General features: G+C 71.3%; 17 protein-coding genes and 2 tRNA genes. 13 read left to right on the forward strand and 6 right to left on the reverse strand.

All coding sequences use genetic code 11. From position 1 onward, the window contains the following. Positions 1–114: 114 nt before the first annotated feature. Positions 115–648, forward strand: coding sequence for a SigE family RNA polymerase sigma factor (locus tag OG207_RS22685; RefSeq protein WP_329100300.1), 534 nt, complete (start codon positions 115–117; stop codon positions 646–648). Positions 649–808: 160 nt separating this feature from the next. Next, on the forward strand, positions 809–2,458 hold the full coding sequence (locus OG207_RS22690; RefSeq protein WP_329100301.1) for a long-chain fatty acid--CoA ligase: 1,650 nt from the start codon (positions 809–811) through the stop codon (positions 2,456–2,458). A gap of 13 nt (positions 2,459–2,471) precedes the next feature. Here OG207_RS22690 and OG207_RS22695 read toward each other — a convergent pair whose 3' ends face one another. From OG207_RS22695 to OG207_RS22705, 3 genes are all read right to left on the reverse strand, one after another. Further along, positions 2,472–3,047, reverse strand: a complete 576-nt coding sequence (locus OG207_RS22695; RefSeq protein ID WP_329100302.1) for an antibiotic biosynthesis monooxygenase — start codon at positions 3,045–3,047, stop codon at positions 2,472–2,474. A gap of 13 nt (positions 3,048–3,060) precedes the next feature. Next, positions 3,061–6,447 carry a response regulator gene (locus tag OG207_RS22700; RefSeq protein WP_329100303.1) on the reverse strand — a complete coding sequence of 1,129 codons (3,387 nt, stop codon included), beginning with the start codon at positions 6,445–6,447 and terminating at the stop codon, positions 3,061–3,063. 120 nt (positions 6,448–6,567) lie between these two features. Beyond that, the gene (locus tag OG207_RS22705; RefSeq protein WP_329100304.1) at positions 6,568–6,993 is read right to left on the reverse strand and encodes an SSI family serine proteinase inhibitor; all 426 of its coding nucleotides are present in this window, start codon (positions 6,991–6,993) and stop codon (positions 6,568–6,570) included. A 188-nt stretch (positions 6,994–7,181) separates the two neighbouring features. Here OG207_RS22705 and OG207_RS22710 point away from each other — a divergent pair. After that, a tRNA-Ser gene (locus tag OG207_RS22710) sits at positions 7,182–7,272 on the forward strand. Positions 7,273–7,490: 218 nt separating this feature from the next. After that, positions 7,491–7,563, forward strand: a tRNA-Arg gene (locus tag OG207_RS22715). A 344-nt stretch (positions 7,564–7,907) separates the two neighbouring features. Here OG207_RS22715 and OG207_RS22720 read toward each other — a convergent pair. Continuing rightward, a complete protein-coding gene (locus OG207_RS22720) occupies positions 7,908–8,051 on the reverse strand; it encodes a hypothetical protein (protein WP_329100305.1) in 144 nt (47 codons plus the stop codon). Between the two features lie 450 nt (positions 8,052–8,501). Beyond that, a complete protein-coding gene (locus tag OG207_RS22725; protein ID WP_329100306.1) occupies positions 8,502–8,897 on the reverse strand; it encodes a DUF6188 family protein in 396 nt (131 codons plus the stop codon). A gap of 282 nt (positions 8,898–9,179) precedes the next feature. Here OG207_RS22725 and OG207_RS22730 point away from each other — a divergent pair, with 282 nt between their 5' ends. Beyond that, on the forward strand, positions 9,180–9,545 hold the full coding sequence (locus OG207_RS22730; RefSeq protein WP_329100307.1) for a PH domain-containing protein: 366 nt from the start codon (positions 9,180–9,182) through the stop codon (positions 9,543–9,545). Between the two features lie 12 nt (positions 9,546–9,557). Here the strand turns inward: OG207_RS22730 and OG207_RS22735 are convergent, their stop codons facing one another. Continuing rightward, positions 9,558–10,469, reverse strand: a complete 912-nt coding sequence (locus tag OG207_RS22735) for an SMP-30/gluconolactonase/LRE family protein (RefSeq protein ID WP_329100308.1) — start codon at positions 10,467–10,469, stop codon at positions 9,558–9,560. A gap of 107 nt (positions 10,470–10,576) precedes the next feature. On the opposite strand from OG207_RS22735, the gene OG207_RS22740 reads away from it, so the two are divergent. From OG207_RS22740 to OG207_RS22775, 8 genes are all read left to right on the forward strand, one after another. Then, complete coding sequence (locus OG207_RS22740; protein WP_329100309.1) at positions 10,577–11,011, forward strand: Lrp/AsnC family transcriptional regulator; 435 nt, start codon at positions 10,577–10,579, stop codon at positions 11,009–11,011. Next, entirely contained in the window at positions 11,008–11,901 is an 894-nt protein-coding gene (locus OG207_RS22745; RefSeq protein ID WP_329100310.1) for a DUF2797 domain-containing protein, read from the forward strand. The genes OG207_RS22740 and OG207_RS22745 overlap by 4 nt, the downstream gene beginning before the upstream one ends. Before the next feature lie 192 nt (positions 11,902–12,093). Further along, positions 12,094–12,390: an antibiotic biosynthesis monooxygenase family protein gene (locus OG207_RS22750; RefSeq protein WP_329100311.1), complete on the forward strand. Its 297-nt coding sequence runs from the start codon at positions 12,094–12,096 to the stop codon at positions 12,388–12,390. Beyond that, positions 12,374–13,255: an amidohydrolase family protein gene (locus tag OG207_RS22755; RefSeq protein ID WP_329100312.1), complete on the forward strand. Its 882-nt coding sequence runs from the start codon at positions 12,374–12,376 to the stop codon at positions 13,253–13,255. The genes OG207_RS22750 and OG207_RS22755 overlap by 17 nt, the downstream gene beginning before the upstream one ends. Positions 13,256–13,407: 152 nt before the next feature. Beyond that, positions 13,408–14,175, forward strand: a complete 768-nt coding sequence (locus OG207_RS22760; protein ID WP_329100313.1) for a response regulator transcription factor — start codon at positions 13,408–13,410, stop codon at positions 14,173–14,175. 74 nt (positions 14,176–14,249) lie between these two features. Beyond that, complete coding sequence (locus OG207_RS22765) at positions 14,250–15,713, forward strand: sensor histidine kinase (RefSeq protein ID WP_402694702.1); 1,464 nt, start codon at positions 14,250–14,252, stop codon at positions 15,711–15,713. A 25-nt stretch (positions 15,714–15,738) separates the two neighbouring features. Then, complete coding sequence (locus tag OG207_RS22770) at positions 15,739–17,007, forward strand: glycosyltransferase (protein ID WP_329100315.1); 1,269 nt, start codon at positions 15,739–15,741, stop codon at positions 17,005–17,007. Continuing rightward, positions 17,004–19,217 carry an ArnT family glycosyltransferase gene (locus OG207_RS22775; protein ID WP_329100317.1) on the forward strand — a complete coding sequence of 738 codons (2,214 nt, stop codon included), beginning with the start codon at positions 17,004–17,006 and terminating at the stop codon, positions 19,215–19,217. The genes OG207_RS22770 and OG207_RS22775 overlap by 4 nt, the downstream gene beginning before the upstream one ends.

Here is a 19,217-nt window from a genome sequence, read left to right on the forward strand (position 1 = left end):
CGCCCCCTCCACCTTCAGGGGGTGGGGACGGCCCTGTTCCTACAACCTGAGGTGGATCCACCATCGGCACCTGCGGCCGATCCCAGGGCGGGCGGGCGCTCCTAGCGTGGAGACATGACCACGCCTGTGTGCACACTCGCCTCGAATCCGACGCCGTACCCGTCGTTCTCGGCGTACGTCCGGACCCGCGGCACGGTCCTGATGCGCACCGCGCGCTCCCTCACCGCCAACCCGTGCGATGCGGAGGACCTGCTCCAGACCGCCCTCGCCAAGACGTACGTGGCCTGGGACCGGATCGAGGACCACCGCGCCCTGGACGGCTACGTCCGTCGGACCCTCGTCAACACCCGTACCTCCCAGTGGCGTAAGCGCAGGGTCGACGAGTTCGCATGCGACGAGCTCCCGGAGCCCGAGGCGGTCCCGGCCGGCGACCCCGCCGAGGCGCAGGCGCTGCGCGACGCGATGTGGCGCGCGGTGACCCGGCTGCCCGACCGGCAGCGGGCCATGGTCGTCCTGCGGTACTACGAGGACCTGAGCGAGGTGCAGACGGCGGAGCTGCTCGGGGTGTCCGTCGGTACGGTCAAGAGCGCGGTCTCCCGCGCGCTGGGCAAACTCCGCGAGGACCCGGAGCTCACGCCGGTCCGGTGACGGATGGCGTTTCACGTGAAACGTGAGGACGTCCGGGGATGTTTCACGTGAAACACGCCCTGGTTTCTACTCCCGGGTAGTGACATGCCGACCGGTACGTGCGCAGAATCGGCAGCATCCGTAGCCGCCGCAGCGCCGCAGCGCTCACCGGGAGGACGCTTTGCTCAGCACCATGCAGGACGTACCGCTCCTCGTCACCCGCATACTCCGACACGGGATGACGATCCACGGGAAGTCCCAGGTCACGACCTGGACCGGGGAGGCCGAGCCGCAGCGCCGCAGCTTCGCCGAGATCGGCAACCGCGCCACCCGTCTTGCCGGCGCGCTGCGCGACGCGCTCGGAGTGCAGCAGGACGAGCGGGTCGCCACCCTGATGTGGAACAACGCCGAGCACGTCGAGGCGTACTTCGCGATCCCCTCCATGGGCGCGGTCCTGCACACCCTCAACCTGCGGCTCCCTCCTGAGCAGCTGGTCTTCATCGTCAACCACGCCGCCGACCGGGTGGTACTGGTCAACGGCACGCTGCTGCCCCTGCTCGCGCCGCTGCTGCCGCACCTGCCGACCATCGAGCACGTGGTGGTCACCGGCATCGGCGACCGCTCCGCGCTCGAAGGCCTGAACGTGCGCGTGCACGAGTACGAGGAGCTCCTCGACGACGCCTCCGACAGCTTCGACTGGCCCGAGCTGGACGAGCGCCAGGCCGCGGCGATGTGCTACACCTCCGGCACCACCGGGGAGCCCAAGGGCGTCGTCTTCTCCCACCGCTCGGTCTACCTGCACTCCATGCAGGTCAACATGGCCGAGTCGATGGGCCTGACGGACCGGGACACCACTCTCGTCGTGGTCCCGCAGTTCCATGTGAACGCCTGGGGGCTGCCGCACGCCACCTTCATGACCGGTATCAACATGCTGATGCCGGACCGCTTCCTGCAGCCCGCCCCGCTCGCGGAGATGATCGAGCGGGAGAAGCCCACGCACGCCGCGGCCGTCCCCACCATCTGGCAGGGACTGCTGGCCGAGGTCACCGCCAACCCGCGCGACCTGACTTCGATGAAGCAGGTCACCATCGGCGGTTCGGCCTGTCCGCCCGCCCTGATGGAGGCGTACGACAAGCTCGGAGTCCGTGTCTGCCACGCCTGGGGCATGACCGAGACCTCGCCGCTGGGCACGATGGCGCACCCGCCGGCCGGCCTGAGCGCCGAGGAGGAGTGGCCCTACCGGATCACCCAGGGCCGTTTCCCGGCGGGCGTCGAGGCCCGGCTGATCGGCCCCGCCGGAGACCTCCTGCCCTGGGACGGGGAGTCCGCGGGCGAGCTGGAGGTGCGCGGCAACTGGATCGCTAGCTCCTACTACGGCGGCGCGTCCGGCGAATCCTTCCGGCCCGACGACAAGTTCAGCGCCGACGGCTGGCTCAAGACCGGCGATGTCGGCGTGATCAGCGCAGACGGTTTCCTCACCCTCACCGACCGCGCCAAGGACGTCATCAAGTCCGGCGGTGAGTGGATCTCCAGCGTGGACCTGGAGAACGCGCTGATGGCGCACCCCGAGGTCGCCGAGGCCGCCGTCGTCGCCGTTCCCGACGAGAAGTGGGGAGAGCGCCCGCTGGCCACGGTCGTCCTCAAGGAGGGCGCGAGCGTGAACTACACGGGTCTGCGCGAGTTCCTCTCCCGGACCGTCGCCAAGTGGCAGCTGCCGGAGCGCTGGACGTTCATCGAGGCAGTGCCGAAGACCAGTGTCGGCAAGTTCGACAAAAAGGTGATCCGCAAGCAGTACGCGGACGGCGCGCTGGACGTGACCAAGCTCGACTGACGACCGCGGGCGCCTAACCCCGGGTGAGCCATGGCCGCAGCAGCCTACTGACTGCGGGCATGGCCACGTAGGTCATCAGGGTGCTGAACACGACGGCGAAGGCGGCCGTCCGCAACACGAAGTGCAGATTGACCAGGTACGGCCCGAGCACCGCGTTGCCGATCAGTGAGATCGGGAAGATTGCCAGCCCCGAGCTGATCGCCATCTTCCACCGAGGCGGCGCGGGCCGGGTCGTACCCGGCTTGGCGAACCAGGTCTCCATGCCGTGCAGTTCCCGGCGGGCTATCTCCGTGTGGTGGTGGCCGAGGCAGTTGGCGAACCACTGCGCCCGCTCCGGGGAGTCCTGCCAGCGCTGGAACGCGGCCTGATTGCGGAAGCGGTGGACCAGGAACCACGGCCCGCCCTCCGTCGCCGGCCGGAAGAGTCCGTACCCGAGGTGGTCCGGGAAGCCCGCGGCGGTCTCCAGGATGCCGTGGGCCCAGGCCTCGAAGGTCTCCTCGTGGCCGGGCTCCACCTGCCGTGCGATGAGCAGGTTCACCTCCCCGTTGTCGGCGGGGACGGTGTGCTCGCTCGTGTTGATGATGGCCATCGGCCCAGGATTACTAGTTGGTGCCGATCTTGGCCAGGAGGTCCACGATGCGGCCCTGGACGTCCGCGGTGGTGGACCGTTCCGCGAGGAAGAGGACGCTCTCGCCGGAGGCGAGCCGCGGCAGTTCGGCCGGGTCGATACCGGTCGCGGTGTAGACGACCAGAGGGGTGCGGTTCAGCTGCCCGTTGGCGCGCAGCCAATCCACGATCCCGGCCCGCCGACGGCGCACCTGCATGAGGTCCATGACCACCAGGTTGGGCCGCATCCGCGTCGCCAGTTCCACGGCGTCGTTGTCGGCACTCGCCCGTGCGACCTGCATGCCGCGCCGTTCCAGGGCGGCGGTCAGCGCGGTCGCGATCTCGTCGTGCTCCTCGATCAGCAGCACCCGGGAGGGGTGCTGTTCGCTGTCACGCGGCGCCAGTGCCTTCAGCAGCACGGCAGGGTCGGCGCCGTACGCCGCCTCGCGCGTGGCATGCCCCAGCCCGGCCGTGACCAGTACGGGGACCTCAGCGGCCACCGCGGCCTGGCGCAGGGACTGCAGGGCCGTCCGGGTGATCGGCCCGGTCAGCGGGTCGACGAACAGCGCGGCGGGGAACGCGGCGATCTGCGCGTCCACCTCCTCGCGGGAGTGCACGATCACCGGCCGGTAGCCGCGGTCGCTCAGCGCCTGCTGCGTCTGCACATCGGGTGCGGGCCACACCAGGAGCCGGCGCGGGTTGTCCAGGGGCTCCGGCGGCAGCTCGTCGTCCATGGGACGCGGCACGGGTCGGTTGACGACCTCGACGGCGCCTCCCGGGCCGTCCAGCGGCTCGGGGCCCTCGTCGGCGCCGGCCTCGGGCGCCCCTATCGCGAAGGCACGGCCCTGCGGGGCGGGCTCGGCGAGCCGGCGACGGCGGCCGGACCCGGAAGCCGCACCGGACCCGGAAGCCGGGCCGGAGCCACCCGGGTCGACGGAAATGCCCTGGCCGAGGGTGCCGAGGGCGCGCACGCTGATCGGCTGCGCGGCCTGGCCCTCCGCAGGGGCGTCCTGCGGCCGACGCGCACCGGGGACCGCGACCTGGCCGGAGGCCTCGTCGTCCTCGGGAGCGGTGCGGGCCGCCGGAACCGGCCACGCCGGGGCGCCGGCGAGCGCGCGGCGCCGCCCGGTCGGGTTCTCTGCGGACTCATCGGGCTGCGCGGCGGCGGCAGCAATGGCGGCGGTGGCGGCCTCGGGCTCGGCGCCCGGGGCGCCCAGTACCCGGCGACCACGCCGCCCGCCCGGGGCGTCGACTTCGGAGTCGGCCGCGGCGGGAGCCGGTGTTGGGCCGGCGGGCAGCGCGAAGCCGCCCTCGGGTGCGATGGGCCGCGCGGGAGCGGGCGCCGGCCCGAGCCCGGTCGCGGGGACGGGGCCGCCGGGCTGGGCCGGACCGGCCGGGCCCAGTGCCCGGCGCCGCCCGGCGGGATGCTCGGTCACCGGAACCGGGGGCACAGCGGGAACGGGCGGGAGCGCGGGCATGGCGGTGCCCCGCGGGGGCACGGGCCGCCCGGGCCCGTCGGGCCCACCGGCGCCTTCGGCCTCATTGCTGCCGTCACCGGCCCGGCCGCGCCTGCGTCCGGTGCCGAGCCCCGCCGGATTCACCGGGGACTGTGCGAGTTCGGGCCCCGTCTCGGGAGCTTCGCCGGCCTCGCCCGCGCGCCGCCGCCCGGAAGGCAGCGCCAGCGCGCCACCCTGAGCGGCCTGAGCGGCCTGAGCGGCCTGAGCGGCCTGAGCGGCCTGAGCGGCCTGAGCCGGCTTGGGGCCGGTGTTCTCGTCGTCCAGGAAGGCGTCCACCCCGCGCCGGCCACGCCGGCCGCCGGAGACCTTGCCGGGAGCCGCGCCCCCGGCCGTGCCTGCGCCGTCCGTGCCCTCGCCGTCCGTGGCAGGACCGGCCGGGGGCTCTTCCGCCGGCTCCGGCAGGACCACCGTCCCGGCACCCGAGCCGAGCGGAAGCTCCAGCACGTACGCCCCGCCGGGCGCGCCCGGAACCTCCACCGTCTGCAGCACGCCGCCGTGGGCGGCCACGATCCCCCGCACGATCGGCTCGTGGACCGGGCTCCCGCCCTCGTACGGTCCGCGCACCTCGATCCGTACGACATCGCCGCGCTGCGCGGCGGCCACCACGATCGTCGAGTCGCTGTAGCCGCTGCCCTGGCGGGTCTTGCCGGTCGCGTCCACCCCGGCCACGTCCGCGACCAGGTGGGCGAGTGCGGTCGAGATCCGGTCCGCGTCCACCTCGGCCTCGATGGTCGGCGCGTGGACGGCGAACTGCGCGCGGCCCGGACCGATCAGCTCGACGGCTCCGTCGACGCCCGCCGTGACGACGGTGTTGATCAGGACCTTCTTCTTCGTGAGTCGGTCCCGGCCGGTGTCCAGACGCTGGTAGCCGAGGACGTTGTCCACCAGCGTGGTCATCCGTGAGTACCCGGCAGCCAGGTGGTGCAGCAGCTGGTTGGCCTCGGGCCACAGCTGTCCGGCGTCGTCGGCGGCCAGCGTCGCCAGCTCACCGCGCAACTCGTCCAGCGGCCCCCGCAGGGATTCGCCGAGGACGGCCATCAGCTGTGCGTGCCGCGCGGCGAGGGCGTCGTAGGGCCGCCGGTCGGTGAAGGTCATGACGGCGCCGACGAGCTGCTCCCCGTCGCGTACGGGCGAGGTGGTCAGGTCGACGGAGACCGGCTGCCCGGCCTTGTTCCACAGCACCTGCCCGCGGACGCGGTGCTTGCGCCCGCTGCGCAGGGTGTCGGCGAGCGGGGACTCTTCGAAGGGGAAGGGAGAGCCGTCGGCGCGCGAGTGCTGGATGAGGCCGTGCAGTTCGCGGTTACCGAGGTCGGTGGCGCGGTAGCCGAGGATCTGGGCGGCGGCCGGGTTCACCAGCACCACCCGTCCGTCGGTGTCGGTGCCTACGACGCCCTCGGCGGCGGCGCGCAGGATCATCTCGGTCTGCCGCTGCGACCGGGCCAGTTCGGCCTCGGTGTCCACGGTCTGCGAGAGGTCACGGACCACGAGCATCAGCAGCTCGTCACCCGTGTACGAGGGTTGCGGCTCGCGGTAGGCATCGCGTCCGTCGAGATGGGCGCTGGTGAGCTCGACGGGGAACTCGGAGCCGTCGGTACGGCGCGCGATCATCCGCTTGGGTTTCGTGCGGCTGCCGTCGTCCTCGCCGGGCCGGCGCATGGAGCCGGGGATCAGCTTGGAGTCGAACTCGGGCAGGAGGTCGAGCACGCCCCGGCCGACGAGCCCGGTTCCGGGGCTCTCCATGATTTCGAGCGCGATCGAATTGGCGTTGACGACCGTGCCGTTGGCGTTGACGAGCAACAGCGCGTCCGGAAGGGCATCGAGTATTGCTGCGAGGCGAGCAGCGCCTCGGGATGGCCTGCTGCTCACGACGAGCTTCCTCCCTGACCAACAACTACCGGCAAGTCACGGGAGGAGTCTAAGGCCACAGGCCCGCGATGGGGTGGCCGATGTGTGGTGGATACCGCCCATCCTGCGCATCCTCCCAGGTCAGGAACGCCCACTCGGAAGCAGAGGTTCCAACTCGTCCCAGCGGCGGATTTCGCATCCGTTGGTCCGCCGGAACGTGGCGTCCACCTTGTGGCCGTTCCAGGTTCCGGTGATCCGGGCGGTGGCGGGACCCCCGTACTGCATGGTGCAGATCTGCCGCTTGGAGACGGGGACGAAGGGGTCCTTCCCCTCCTGGGCGAACTGATCCAGCCGGGCGCAGGCCCCTTCCGCCTCCGGGTGGTCGCCGCCGGCGGGGCCGCATTCGAGCCGGTACTCCCGGTCCAACCGGCGGTTTCCGGTGTCTGCCATGGCGATGGTGAGGCGGTCGGGCGTCCCCAGCAGCCGGCCCAGCGGGAGCGGGGGCAACGGCCCGGCCACCGAGGCGGCCAGGGCGGAGGTGACGGCGAAGGCGGCGAGACGCAGCATGGGGCACTCCAGGTCGTCCGTACACGTCGTACGCCTGCCCAACGATTCGGGCGCGCTGACGTTGCGTGCCGCGGCTGCTTTAAGGCTTTGCCCTCCGGCCGTCCCGCCTTGTACCGTGGGAGCGGATTGGTGAGGGGCCCTGCGCCTGTGTCATCATCTGCACGCACCCTCGTACGCGGGGGTGTGCTGGAGGCGTCGCCTAGTCCGGTCTATGGCGCCGCACTGCTAATGCGGTTTGGGTCTTACCACCCATCGAGGGTTCAAATCCCTCCGCCTCCGCACCTCATCGAAGCCCCGGTCCTGACGGACCGGGGCTTCGATGCGTTCCGGGGCAATCCGGTCCGCTCCGCCCTTCGCGTGAACCCATCCGGATGATCTCCATCCGGCTCATTTCCGCAGGTCAGCAGCGGTTTGGGTAATGGATTTCGCGTCCCGGCGAGGTCCATGTATTGTTGTTCTCGCAAGGCCAACGGGGCGCAAAACCCCAGGAAGCCCAAGCACTCGTAGCTTAACGGATAGAGCATCTGACTACGGATCAGAAGGTTGCAGGTTCGAATCCTGCCGAGTGCACAGCAGGCCAGAGGCCCCGGACGAAAGTCCGGGGCCTCTGCCGTTTCCGGCCGTCCAGCAGCGAAGTACAGCAACCGCCTCAGCCGCTACCGCCGCCCATCGCTTCGGACAGCTTGCCGATTGCTTCCGCACCTCTTCCTGGCTCTCCTCGGCGTACACCTCCATCGTCATGGCGATCTGCGTGTGCCGCAGGATCCGCTGGGCCACCTTCGGGTGGACCTTGAGCGCGACCAGGAGCGAGCTGCACGTGTGCCGGTGTTCCGGAGCGGGATCACCCGGAGGCCGGCGGTTCGGGGCCGCAGCGCGAACATCCGGGTCGGGTTCCCCGGCTCGATCGGCGTCCCCTACTTCGCCGTGAACGCCAGGCCGTGACCGTCCTGCCACAGCTCGCCGGCGGCCACACGGTCCCCGATCTGCTGGGCCCGCCGCATCCGCAGCGCCTTGAGGCAGAGCGCCGGCAGCGGCAGGAAGTCGTCCGAGTCGCTCACCGGCATCGAAGTCGATCGACTTCCAGGTCAGGCACAGCACCTCACCACGCCGCAGCCGGAGGCGCAGCACGAGCATCCGCGCCGCGAAGAGGTGATCTCCCCGCGCGATCCCGTCCGCCAGGAACTGATCCGCTTCGAACACCGACCACGTCTTGATCCGCTTGCGGGCCGTCCGAATGCCGGGACCGAGTCGGGCCGGGCGCCGTTCCACCGGCGTCACGGACGGCGGGTGCGTGAGGCGAACGCACCAACGGGAACGGGCGGGCGGGGAGCAGCTGCTGCCGCGATGTGGCGGCGGCCGGTGTGGTCGCCCGCGTCGGTGCCGGTCTCGTCGTGGCTGATGGGCGCGTCGTTCAGCCGTCTTGCCGAAGCTCGGCCGCCCGTGCTTACGACCGGCCCAGCCTGGTCAGGCCGCCGGCCAAACCCGCGCCAACGACCTCGTGCCGCGATTCAGCCCCCCCACACGTCCTCGCCTCCCGGACCGACAGTGATCCCATCGATGCCACGCCCGGTCAGATGCCAGGACTCGAAGTGTGGGTCCGGGCCGATCCAGAGTCCGGCGCCATCGTGGAAGTCGATGACCAACACACCACGACCACTCACGTCGACTGTAGTGACGGACTGCCCGAACAACGCCAAGACGGGAGCAAGGCCCATCCCTGTCCCCGGGTCCAGTTCGTGCCATTCGCCAGCAGCGTCTCGGAACAGGAATGGCGTCTCCAGTACCAATTCGGCGTCCAACCGGTATCCCTCATCCGGGTCCAGCGCGCCGAAGCTCAGCCTCACCTGCTGATCGAATGCCGTGCGCTCCACTCGAGCGCCGACCAAAGCTGCCGGAACCTTCATGCCGCCTCGCCCACCTCCACAACCCACCGACCATGGAACCTTAGATCGTGGGTGCAGCGGCCAGGCGTGCACAGCAGGACAGAGGCCCCCAGGAGAAAATCTGGGGGCCTCTGTCGTACGTCCTGACGGCTCGCCGTCTCCTCCCTGATGGGGACGGGGTCCCCCGGGGGATGTCAGGGGTGGGATGGCTCTGGCGGGGGACGTGGACGAGGGGCCTGCCTCGGTACGGTTTGTGGAGATCGTTCGAAGCCGGAAATCCGGAGCTGGACAACGGGGGCACTCATGGGACTGTTCGGGAACGCGCACACCGTCGACCCCGTGTCGGCGCAGCGGGACTATGCACGGCTGCTGGGACAGGGGGAGCAGGTCCATGCCGCGTACCTGCTGATCCGGGACACGATCCTGTTCACCGACCGGCGGCTGGTGCTCGTCGACAAGCAGGGGCTCACGGGGAAGAAGGTGGAGTACCACTCCATCCCGTACCGGAGCATCACGCACTTCTCCGTCGAGACGGCCGGGCACTTCGATCTCGACGCCGAGCTCAAGATTTGGATATCCGGCAGCTCGGCGCCGATCGAGAAGACCTTCACCAAGGGCGTCGACATCTACGAGGTGCAGGCGATCCTGACCCAGTTCGTCGCCCGGTAGGCGGCCCGGCCCTCAGAGGACCCGGGGCAGGCCCGTCACCGACATCACCAGGGAGTAGAGGGAGGTGGTGGCGGTGATGAAGAGGCGGTTGTTCTTGGGGCCGCCGAAGGCGATGTTCGAGACCGGTTCGGGGATGCGGAGGCGGCCGATCAGGGTGCCGTCCGCGGCGTAGCACTGGACGCCGTTCTCCATGGCGGCCACCCACAGCCGCCCCTCGTCGTCGAAGCGGATGTTGTCGACCCCGGGACAGTTGGCGAAGACGCGGTCGGCGGTGAGGGTGCCGTCGTCGGAGACCTTGAAGGCGCGGATGTGGCCGGCCCGGGTGTCCGCGGCGTACAGCTCGCTCTCGTCGGGTGAGAAGACCAGGCCGTTGGGGCCGAGGAAGCCGTCGGCGGCGGTCCGAACCTCGCCGGTCGAGGGGTCGGCCCGGTAGAGGTTGCAGGCGCCGATCTCGCTGGGTGCGCGGTGGCCCTCGTAGTCGCTGGTGATGCCGAAGTCCGGGTCGGAGAACCAGATGGAGCCGTCCGAGCGGACGACCGCGTCGTTCGGGCTGTTGAACCGTTTGCCGTCGATGCGGTCGGCGATGACGGTCAGGCTGCCGTCGGGTTCGGTGCGGGTGACGCGCCGGTTGCCTTGTTCACAGGTGATCAGGCGGCCTTCGCGGTCCAGGGTGTTGCCATTGGAGTGGCCGGCCGGGGAGCGGAAGACGGAGACCGCGCCCGTCGCCTCGTCCCAGCGCAGCATCCGGTCGTTGGGGATGTCGCTCCACACCAGTTGCCGCCAGGCGGGCAGGTAGAGCGGTCCCTCCGCCCAGCGGCAGTCATCGTAGAGCCGGTCCAGCCGGGCGTCGCCGTTGGCGCAGCGGCCGGTCTGGAAGCGTTCGTTCAGAATCTCGTACAAGGTGAGGTCGGCTATGGCAGACATGATTCCCCCTGAAAGAGTCACGCCGAATTCGGTTCGGCCTGATGGTGAGATTGCAGGATCAGGTACTGTCTTCGCAAGGGTCGACAGGCCCATGAGAGGAAGATTGCGTGGACGACATCGACCGTGCGCTCGTCCAGCGCCTGCAGCAGGACGCCGGCCAGTCGTACGCCGCTCTCGGTACGGCAGTCGGGCTTTCGGCGGGGGCCACCCACGAGCGGGTACGGAAACTGCGCGAACGCGGGGTGATCCGGCGGACCACCGTCGACGTCGACCCGGCGGCCGTCGGCAGCGGAGTCCTGGCCTACGTGATGGTCGACTCCAACGCCTGGATGGGCGAGTCCGGTGCCGATTTCGCCGCGATCCCCGAGATCCAAGAGGCGCACATCATCGCGGGCAGTGCGTCTTTGCTGGTCAAGGTGCGTACGGCCTCGACCGAACAACTGCAGGACGTGCTGCGCCGCCTCTATGCCATCGACGGGGTCAGCGGTACGCACGCCACCGTCGTCCTGGACACCTTCTTCGAGCGACCTCTCCCGCTGTGACCTGGTGGTGCACCGGGATCCGGTGGAAGGACGGCCGCCCCGCCATCGGGTGGTACGGGGAGGGGCGCGGCGAGCGGGTGAGCGAGCTCGCGTACGGGCAGCGGATCGCCTTCGTGGCACGCGGGGAGCGGCACTGCCTCGGTGTGCGACGGGCCGGAAGACGGACCCCCTGCCCCACCGCGGACATCGTGCCGGGCCGTGCCGGGAACGCCCAGTGCCCCGAGTGCGCTCGCCTCGACCGGTCGTTCTCCGTGGCGGCCGACACCAACGCTGCCGATCCGCGCACCTACCGGGTCTACCTTGCCTGGTTCGGTCCCGGCATGGTCAAGGTCGGGATCACCGCCGAGGAGCGCGGTTCGGCCCGGCTGCTGGAGCAGGGGGCGGTGGCCTGGGCCTGGCTCGGGCGCGGTCCACTGATGGCCACCCGGCGCACCGAGGAATTGCTGCGGGCGGCGCTCGGGGTGCCCGACCGGATCGCGTACGCCCGTAAGCGCGGCGTACGGGCCCATGTGCCGGCTGCGCCCGAGCGGGCCCGCGAGGTCGCCGAACTGCACGCACGGGCGGCGGCGCTCCCCGGGTGGCCGGAGTCGCTGGAGCGGGTGGAGTGCGAAGTGGTCGACCACGCACGGGCGTTCGGGCTGGACACCCTGCCGAGCCTGCCCGGGCCGGCGCTGGTCCTCACCGAGATGGTGTCCGGCGGTTCTGTCGTGGGCCGGTTGGCGGGAGCGGCCGGGCCCGATCTGCACCTCGCGGACGGACTCGTGGTGGACACCCGGCTGTTGGCGGGCTGGGAGCTCACCGCTCCGGGGGACGAGGCCGTGACCTCGGTTCCGACGGCGCCGATCCCGTCCGCCTCCGCGGCTCCGGCCGAGCAGGACGGGCTGTTCTGACACCGGCGGACCGAGGCGTGGACCAGGACGCGGAGCGCGGCTCGGAGCGCGGCTCGGATCGTGGCGGCCAAGGTCAAAACTTGGATCCCTTTGGCCTTCCGGGGCCGATTCCGGTGGACATGCCGGGGCGCTCCGCCGAGGGTGGTCGACATGGACCTTCAGCCGGTACCGGCCTTTGAACCCCCTTATGTCATGGCTGTTTTCAGCAACATCCGCACCGACGACGACAGCGGATATCCCGAGACCCTCGCGCGGATGAAGGAGATCGTCGGGACGAACCCGGGATACCTCGGCTACGAGTCCGCGCGTACTCCCGGAGGTCTCGGCATCACCGTCGCCTACTTCCGCGACCACGAGTCCCTCACCGTGTGGCGCAAGGACCTGGAGCACCAGGCGGCCATGAAGCAGGGCCGATCCGACTGGTACGAGAGCTACACCCTGCACGTCGCGACCGTCGAGCGGAGCCACGGCTTTGTCCGCAACGGCTGAGGCGGTCCGCGCCTTCCGCGAGCGGCTCGGGCTGCCCGGACTGGTCGACATCCACACCCACTTCATGCCCGAGCGCGTCCTGGACAAGGTGTGGGACTACTTCGACGCGGTCGGCCCGCTGACCGGCGTCGAGTGGCCCATCACCTACCGGCACGAGGAGGAGCAGCGCGTCGCGCTCCTGCGGGAGTTCGGGGTCCGGGCCTTCACCGCCATGCTCTACCCGCACAAACCGGCGATGGCCGCCTGGCTCAACGCCTGGTCCGCAGACTTCGCCGCCCGCACCCCCGACTGCTTGCAGACCGCGACGTTCTTCCCGGAGGAGGGCGTGAGCGCGTACGTCCGCCAGGCCGTCGAGTCCGGGGCCCGAATCTTCAAGTCGCACCTCCAGGTCGGGGGCTACGACCCGAACGACGACCGGCTCGACCCCGTCTGGGGGCTGCTCGCCGAGGCACGCATCCCGATCGTGATCCACTGTGCGTCCGGCCCCGTCCCGGGCAAGCACACCGGGCCCGAGCCGATCGCCCGGCTACTGGCCCGCCACCCGAGGCTGCCGCTGGTCATTGCCCACATGGGCATGCCCGAGTACACCGATTTCCTCGACCTCGCCGATCGTTACGCCGAGGTGCGCCTGGACACCACCATGGCCTTCACCGACTTCTCCGAGCAAATGTACGGCTTCCCGTCCGGGGACCTCGGTCGTCTCGTGGACCTCGGTGACCGGATCCTCCTCGGCACCGACTTCCCGAACATCCCCTACCCCTACGAGCACCAGCTCGCCGCGCTCGAGCGGCTCGGCCTCGGTGACGACTGGCTGCGGGCGGTCTGCCACGACAACGGCGCCCGGCTGTTCCGCCTCGACGGCTGACGACCCAGCCCCAGCCCCGGTCCTTGTTCCGCCCCCGCCCCCGCCCCGGTGTCCGGCACCGGCGCCCCGCCTCTCTTTGCGGATGCTCTTTCTCAGGAAATTCACAGATTGGCACAAGGGCGCTCTCAGAGGCGCGGGACAGCGTGTCCGGTATGACTGCGACGACCACCTCCCATGCGTCCACGTCCACCCACCACCCCACGGCCCTGGTGCGGCCCGACGGCGGCCCCTGCCGGGTACTCGTCGTCGACGACGAGGCCTCACTCTCCGAGCTGCTGTCCATGGCCCTGCGCTACGAGGGTTGCGAGGTCCGCAGTGCCGGCGACGGGGCGGGCGCGGTGCGGGCGGCGCGGGAGTTCCGGCCCGACGTGGTCATCCTCGACGTCATGCTTCCCGATATGGACGGGCTGGCCGTCCTCGGGCGCCTGCGCCGGGAGATCCCCCAGGTTCCCGTGCTGTTCCTGACCGCCAAGGACTCGTTGGAGGACCGTATCGCGGGCCTCACGGCGGGCGGCGACGACTACGTCACCAAGCCCTTCAGCCTGGAGGAGGTCGTGGCCCGGCTGCGCGGCCTGGTCCGGCGCTCCGGCGCGGCGCAGGCCGCGCGCGGCGGTTCGGTGCTGGCCGTCGGCGATCTTCGGCTGGACGAGGACAGCCACGAGGTGGTGCGGGGCGGTCAGGAGATCCACCTGACCGCCACCGAGTTCGAGCTGCTGCGCTACTTGATGCGCAACCCCCGGCGCGTGCTGAGCAAGGCGCAGATCCTGGACCGGGTGTGGTCCTACGACTTCGGCGGCCAGGCCAATGTGGTCGAGCTCTACATCTCCTACCTGCGCAGGAAGCTGGAGAGCGGCCCCGGTCTGCCCCGGATGATCCACACGCGCCGCGGCGCCGGTTACCTGATCAAGCCGGGCGAGTAGTGGCACCGGGCAGGAACCGGCGACCACGTGGCCGCCGGCCCTGGTCGCTGCGCACCCGGCTCGTCGTCTCCGCGGTGGCACTGATCGCCGTGGTGGGCGCGGCCATCGGGACCGTCACCACGTTCGCCCTGCGCTCGTACCTGGTCACCGAACTCGACGATCAGCTGAAGACCTCCGTGAAGATGGCCGTCCGGGCGCCCGGCGGGAAGCCGGCCCGGGAGAACAGCGCAGGCTTCGTCGTGGCTCCCGGTAGCCCGCTGGACGCCGCCGGGGTCCGCCTGGATCCCGCCGGGACCGTCCTGGGGACCGCCCGCAACGCCCGTGGCGACGGATGGTCGGCCGACCCGCCTCCCCCGCTGACCGAGGAACAGGGCAAAGCCCTCGCCCAGGCCGCGCGGAAATCCGCGCAGGGCACGCCCGGGCCGGTGGATGCCGAGTTCCCGGGTCTCGGTAGCTACCGGGTGCTGGTCTCCCCCGAAGGGAGCCTGGCCCTCGCGTTCCCGCTGAGCAACGTCGATTCCACCGTGCGCACCCTGATCGGCGTAGAGCTCTGCGTCACGCTCGCCGGGCTGATCGCGGCCTCCCTCGCCGGGCAGGCGCTGGTCGGGGTCGCTCTGCGCCCGCTGCGCCGGGTGGCCGCCACCGCTACCCGGGTCTCCGAACTGCCCCTGCACAAGGGCGAGCCTGCCCTCCACGAGCGGGTACCGGACGCCGAGGCCGATCCCCGTACCGAAGTGGGTCAGGTCGGCGCGGCCCTCAACCGGATGCTGGGCCATGTCTCCTCCGCCCTCACCGCCCGCCAGGAGAGCGAGATGCGGGTCCGGCAGTTCGTCGCCGACGCCAGCCACGAGCTGCGCACCCCGCTGGCCTCCATCCGCGGCTACGCCGAACTGACCCGACGGGGGCGGGAGGAACCCGGCCCCGACACCCGGCACGCCCTGGGTCGGATCGAGTCCGAGGCCACCCGGATGACGGGCCTGGTCGAAGACCTGCTGTTGCTGGCCCGGCTCGACGCCGGCCGCCCGCTGCCCACCGGCGACTCCGACACCGACCTGGCCCCGCTCGTGATCGACGCCGTCAGTGACGCCCGGGCCGCGGGCCCCGAACATCACTGGCGCCTGAACCTGCCCGACGAGCCGGCACCGATCCGGGCCGACCCGGCACGGATGCAGCAGGTCCTGGTCAACCTGCTCGCCAATGCCCGTACCCACACCCCACCAGGGACCACCGTCACCGCGCACGTTTCACGTGAAACATCCGCCGTCCGGCTGCGGATCGAGGACGACGGGCCCGGAATCGCACCCGACCTGCTCCCCCACGTTTTCGAGCGCTTCGCCCGCGGTGACGCCTCCCGCTCCCGTGCGGCGGGTTCCACCGGGCTCGGGCTGGCCATCGTCCAAGCCGTGGTCACGGCGCACGGCGGGCGGGTCGGCGTACGGAGCGAGCCCGGGCGGACCTGCTTCGAGGTCCTGCTGCCGCACGCGGAAGCGGACCGTGCGGACTCACAGGCAGGGCACAGGCTCAGCACACAGCGGTGACAGGGCGCCCGGCGAATGTCGGACCATGCGAACCGACACACCTCCCGGGGCCCTTCCGGCACGGGCGCCCCTCGCGCCCGTGCCCGGCGAGCCCGTCCTCGACGTGGTGATCCCCGTCTTCAACGAGGAGAAGGACCTCGGCCCGTGCGTCCGCAGACTGCACGAGCACCTCAGTCGGACCTTCCCCTATCCCTTCCGGATCACGGTCGCCGACAACGCGAGCACCGACCGCACCCCTGAGGTCGCGCGGGGGCTCGCCGCAGCACTGGACGGCGTACGCAGCACCCGCCTGGAGGAGAAGGGCCGGGGCAGGGCCCTGCGCCAGGTGTGGTCCGGTTCCGACGCCCCCGTCCTCGCCTACATGGACGTGGACCTCTCCACCGATCTCAACGCCCTGCTGCCGCTGGTCGCACCGCTGATCTCCGGCCACTCCGACCTCGCCATCGGCACCCGTCTGGCCCGGTCCTCACGGGTGGTGCGCGGCGCGAAGCGGGAGTTCATTTCGCGCGCCTACAACCTCCTCCTGAGGTCCTCCCTGGCCGCCCGGTTCAGCGACGCGCAGTGCGGATTCAAGGCGATCCGGCGCGAGGTCGCCGAGCGGCTGCTGCCGCTGGTGGAGGATACGGGCTGGTTCTTCGACACCGAACTGCTCGTACTCGCCGAACGGGCCGGGCTGCGGATCCACGAGGTGCCGGTGGACTGGGTCGATGACCCCGACTCCACCGTCCACATCGTCCGGACCGCCACCGAGGACCTCAAGGGCGTCTGGCGCGTGGGCCGGGCACTGGCAGTCGGAGCGCTCCCGCTGGACCGGCTCGCCCGCCCCTTCGGCGACGATCCGCGCGACCGCGCCGCACTACCCGGAGTGGAGGGCGGCCTCGCCCGCCAACTGCTCGGCTTCTGTGCCGTCGGAGCGCTGTCCACCGTGCTCTACCTGCTCCTGTACTCCGCTTTCCGCGCCGGGACCGGCCCGCAGTTCGCCAACGGCGCCGCACTGCTGCTCTCCGCGCTCGCCAACACCGCCGCCAACCGCCGGCTCACCTTCGGGGTGCGCGGCCGGGACCGGGCCGTGCGCCACCAGGCCCAGGGCCTCGTGGTGTTCGGCATCGGGCTGGCCCTCACCAGCGGCTCCCTCGCCGCGCTCGGGGCGGCCTCCGCCGATCCCGCACACAGCACCGAACTGGCCGTATTGATCACTGCCAACCTCGCGGCCACCGTGCTGCGCTTCCTGCTCTTCCGCGCCTGGGTCTTTCCCGAGCGGCGCGACACTCCCGTGAAGGACGACATCCGATGACCACGGCAGCACCCTCGCTCTTCCCGGTCCCAGAAGCCCGCGCCGCTACCGGTCGCCGCGCTGCGGTCGACCGCCCCCGTTGGGAACTCCCTTCCCTCGCAGGACTACTGATCGCCACTGCCGTCCTGCTCCTGTGGGACCTCGGCTCCTCCGGCTACGCCAACTCCTTCTACTCCGCAGCCGTGCAGGCGGGCAGCGAGAGCTGGAAGGCCTTCTTCTTCGGCTCCTCCGACGCCGGCAACTCCATCACCGTTGACAAGCCCCCGGCGGCCCTGTGGCCGATGATGCTGTCCGTCCGGCTCTTCGGGCTCGGCTCCTGGCAGATCCTCGTACCGCAAGCCCTGATGGGCGTCGCGACCACCGGTGTGCTGTACGCCGCCGTGCGCCGCCAGTTCGGTCCCGGGGCCGGGCTGCTGAGCGGTGCCGCCTTCGCGCTGACGCCCGTTGCCGCGCTGATGTTCCGCTTCAACAACCCCGACGCGCTGCTGACCCTGCTGCTGACCGTCACCGTGTACTGCGTGCTGCGCGCCCTCGACGGAGCCCGCACCCAGTGGCTGGTCTGGGCCGGGGTGGCGGTCGGCTTCGCCTTCCTCACCAAGACCCTGCAGGCCTTCGTCATCCTGCCGCCGCTGGCCCTCCTGTACGCCGTCTGCGCGCCCACCCGGCTGCGCAAGCGGCTCGGCCAGTTGCTGCTGGCGGGGCTCGCGATGGTGGTGGCCGGCGGCTGGTGGGTCGCCGTCGTCGAACTGTGGCCGGCCTCCTCCCGCCCGTACATCGGCGGCTCGCAGAACAACTCCTTCCTGGAGCTGACCCTCGGCTACAACGGCCTCGGCCGGATCAACGGCAACGAGACCGGCAGCGTCGGCGGCGGCGGCCGGGGCGGCGCCGGTGGTGGCGGCGGTGGCGGAGGCTGGGGGGAGACCGGCATCGACCGGCTCTTCTCGGGCAACATCGGCGGGCAGATCGCCTGGCTGCTGCCGGCGGCCCTGATCCTGCTGGTGGCCGGTCTGGTGGTCACCTGGCGGGCCCGCCGGGCGACCGACTCCCTGGAGGGCATGGCCCGGGCGGCGTTCCTGGCCTGGGGCGGCTCGATGCTGATCACCGCGGTCGTCTTCAGCTACATGCAGGGCATCTTCCACGAGTACTACACCGTGGCGCTGGCGCCGTTCGTGGCGGCACTGATCGGCATGGGGGCCGCCGTGCTGTGGGAGGAGCGGAGCGGCAAGGCCGCCGCGATCACCCTGTCCGGCACGCTGGCCCTGACGGCGGTCTGGTCGTTCGTGCTGCTCGGCCGCGCCACCGGCTACCTGCCGTGGCTGCGCTGGGCGGTCCTGGTGGGCGGGTTGCTCGCCGCGGCCGCGCTGCCGTTCGCCGCGCAGGCGGGGCGCCGAGCCCTCCAGGCCGCGGCGGGACTGGGCTTGGCGGCGGTGCTGGCCGGGCCGTTCGCGTACTGCCTGACCACCGTGAGCACCGCGCACACCGGCTCGATCGTGACTGCCGGACCGGCGGTGGCGGGTGGCCGGGGCGGCCCCGGCGGGATGATGGGCGGCCCCGGTGGACCGGGTGGCACGGGTCGGTTCGGTGAGATGTTCCAGGGCGGCCCGGGCGGCCAGGGCGGGACGGCGAACGGCGGCCGACAGGGCGGCGGGCAGCAGGGTGCGATGCCCCAGGGCGGGATGCCCCAGGGCGGGACGGCCCCGGGCGCGATGCCCCCGGGCGGAATGCCGCAGGGCCTGGACGGTCGTGGTGGCGAGCGGTTCGGTGTCGGCGGCCAGGGTGGCCCGGGCGGCCTGCTGAACGGCGCCCGGGTGAGCGCGGAGGCCAAGAAGGCCCTCACCACCGACGCCGACGAGTACACCTGGGCGGCGGCCGCGATCGGTTCCCAGAACGCGGCGAGCTACCAGCTGGCCTCCGGGGTACCCGTCATGCCGATCGGCGGCTTCAACGGCAGCGACCCCTCGCCGACCCTGGAGCAGTTCCAGAAGTACGTGCGGGACGGGAAGGTCCACTGGTTCATCGGCCAGAGCACCGGCGCCGGCGGCGCCGAGGGCGGCATGCCCGGAGGTGGCGGGCGGGGCGGCGCAGGCGGCGGTCCGGGCGGTCCGGGCGGCGGCACCAGCACGGAGATCAAGACCTGGATCAAGGCCAACTTCAAGGAGACCACGGTCGGCGGAGCCACCTTCTACGACCTGACGGCCCCGACGACCTGA

It is taken from the genome of Streptomyces sp. NBC_01439 (genome assembly GCF_036227605.1).
Lineage (GTDB): Bacteria > Actinomycetota > Actinomycetes > Streptomycetales > Streptomycetaceae > Streptomyces.

Coding starts and splice junctions, on each gene's coding strand:
- OG207_RS22685 (WP_329100300.1), top strand. CDS start 115: ATGACCACGCCTGTGTGCACACTCGCCTCGAATCCGACGCCGTACCCG.
- OG207_RS22695 (WP_329100302.1), bottom strand. CDS start 3,047: ATGGCCATCATCAACACGAGCGAGCACACCGTCCCCGCCGACAACGGG.
- OG207_RS22705 (WP_329100304.1), bottom strand. CDS start 6,993: ATGCTGCGTCTCGCCGCCTTCGCCGTCACCTCCGCCCTGGCCGCCTCG.
- OG207_RS22725 (WP_329100306.1), bottom strand. CDS start 8,897: ATGAAGGTTCCGGCAGCTTTGGTCGGCGCTCGAGTGGAGCGCACGGCA.
- OG207_RS22730 (WP_329100307.1), top strand. CDS start 9,180: ATGGGACTGTTCGGGAACGCGCACACCGTCGACCCCGTGTCGGCGCAG.
- OG207_RS22735 (WP_329100308.1), bottom strand. CDS start 10,469: ATGTCTGCCATAGCCGACCTCACCTTGTACGAGATTCTGAACGAACGC.
- OG207_RS22750 (WP_329100311.1), top strand. CDS start 12,094: ATGGCTGTTTTCAGCAACATCCGCACCGACGACGACAGCGGATATCCC.
- OG207_RS22760 (WP_329100313.1), top strand. CDS start 13,408: ATGACTGCGACGACCACCTCCCATGCGTCCACGTCCACCCACCACCCC.
- OG207_RS22770 (WP_329100315.1), top strand. CDS start 15,739: ATGCGAACCGACACACCTCCCGGGGCCCTTCCGGCACGGGCGCCCCTC.
- OG207_RS22775 (WP_329100317.1), top strand. CDS start 17,004: ATGACCACGGCAGCACCCTCGCTCTTCCCGGTCCCAGAAGCCCGCGCC.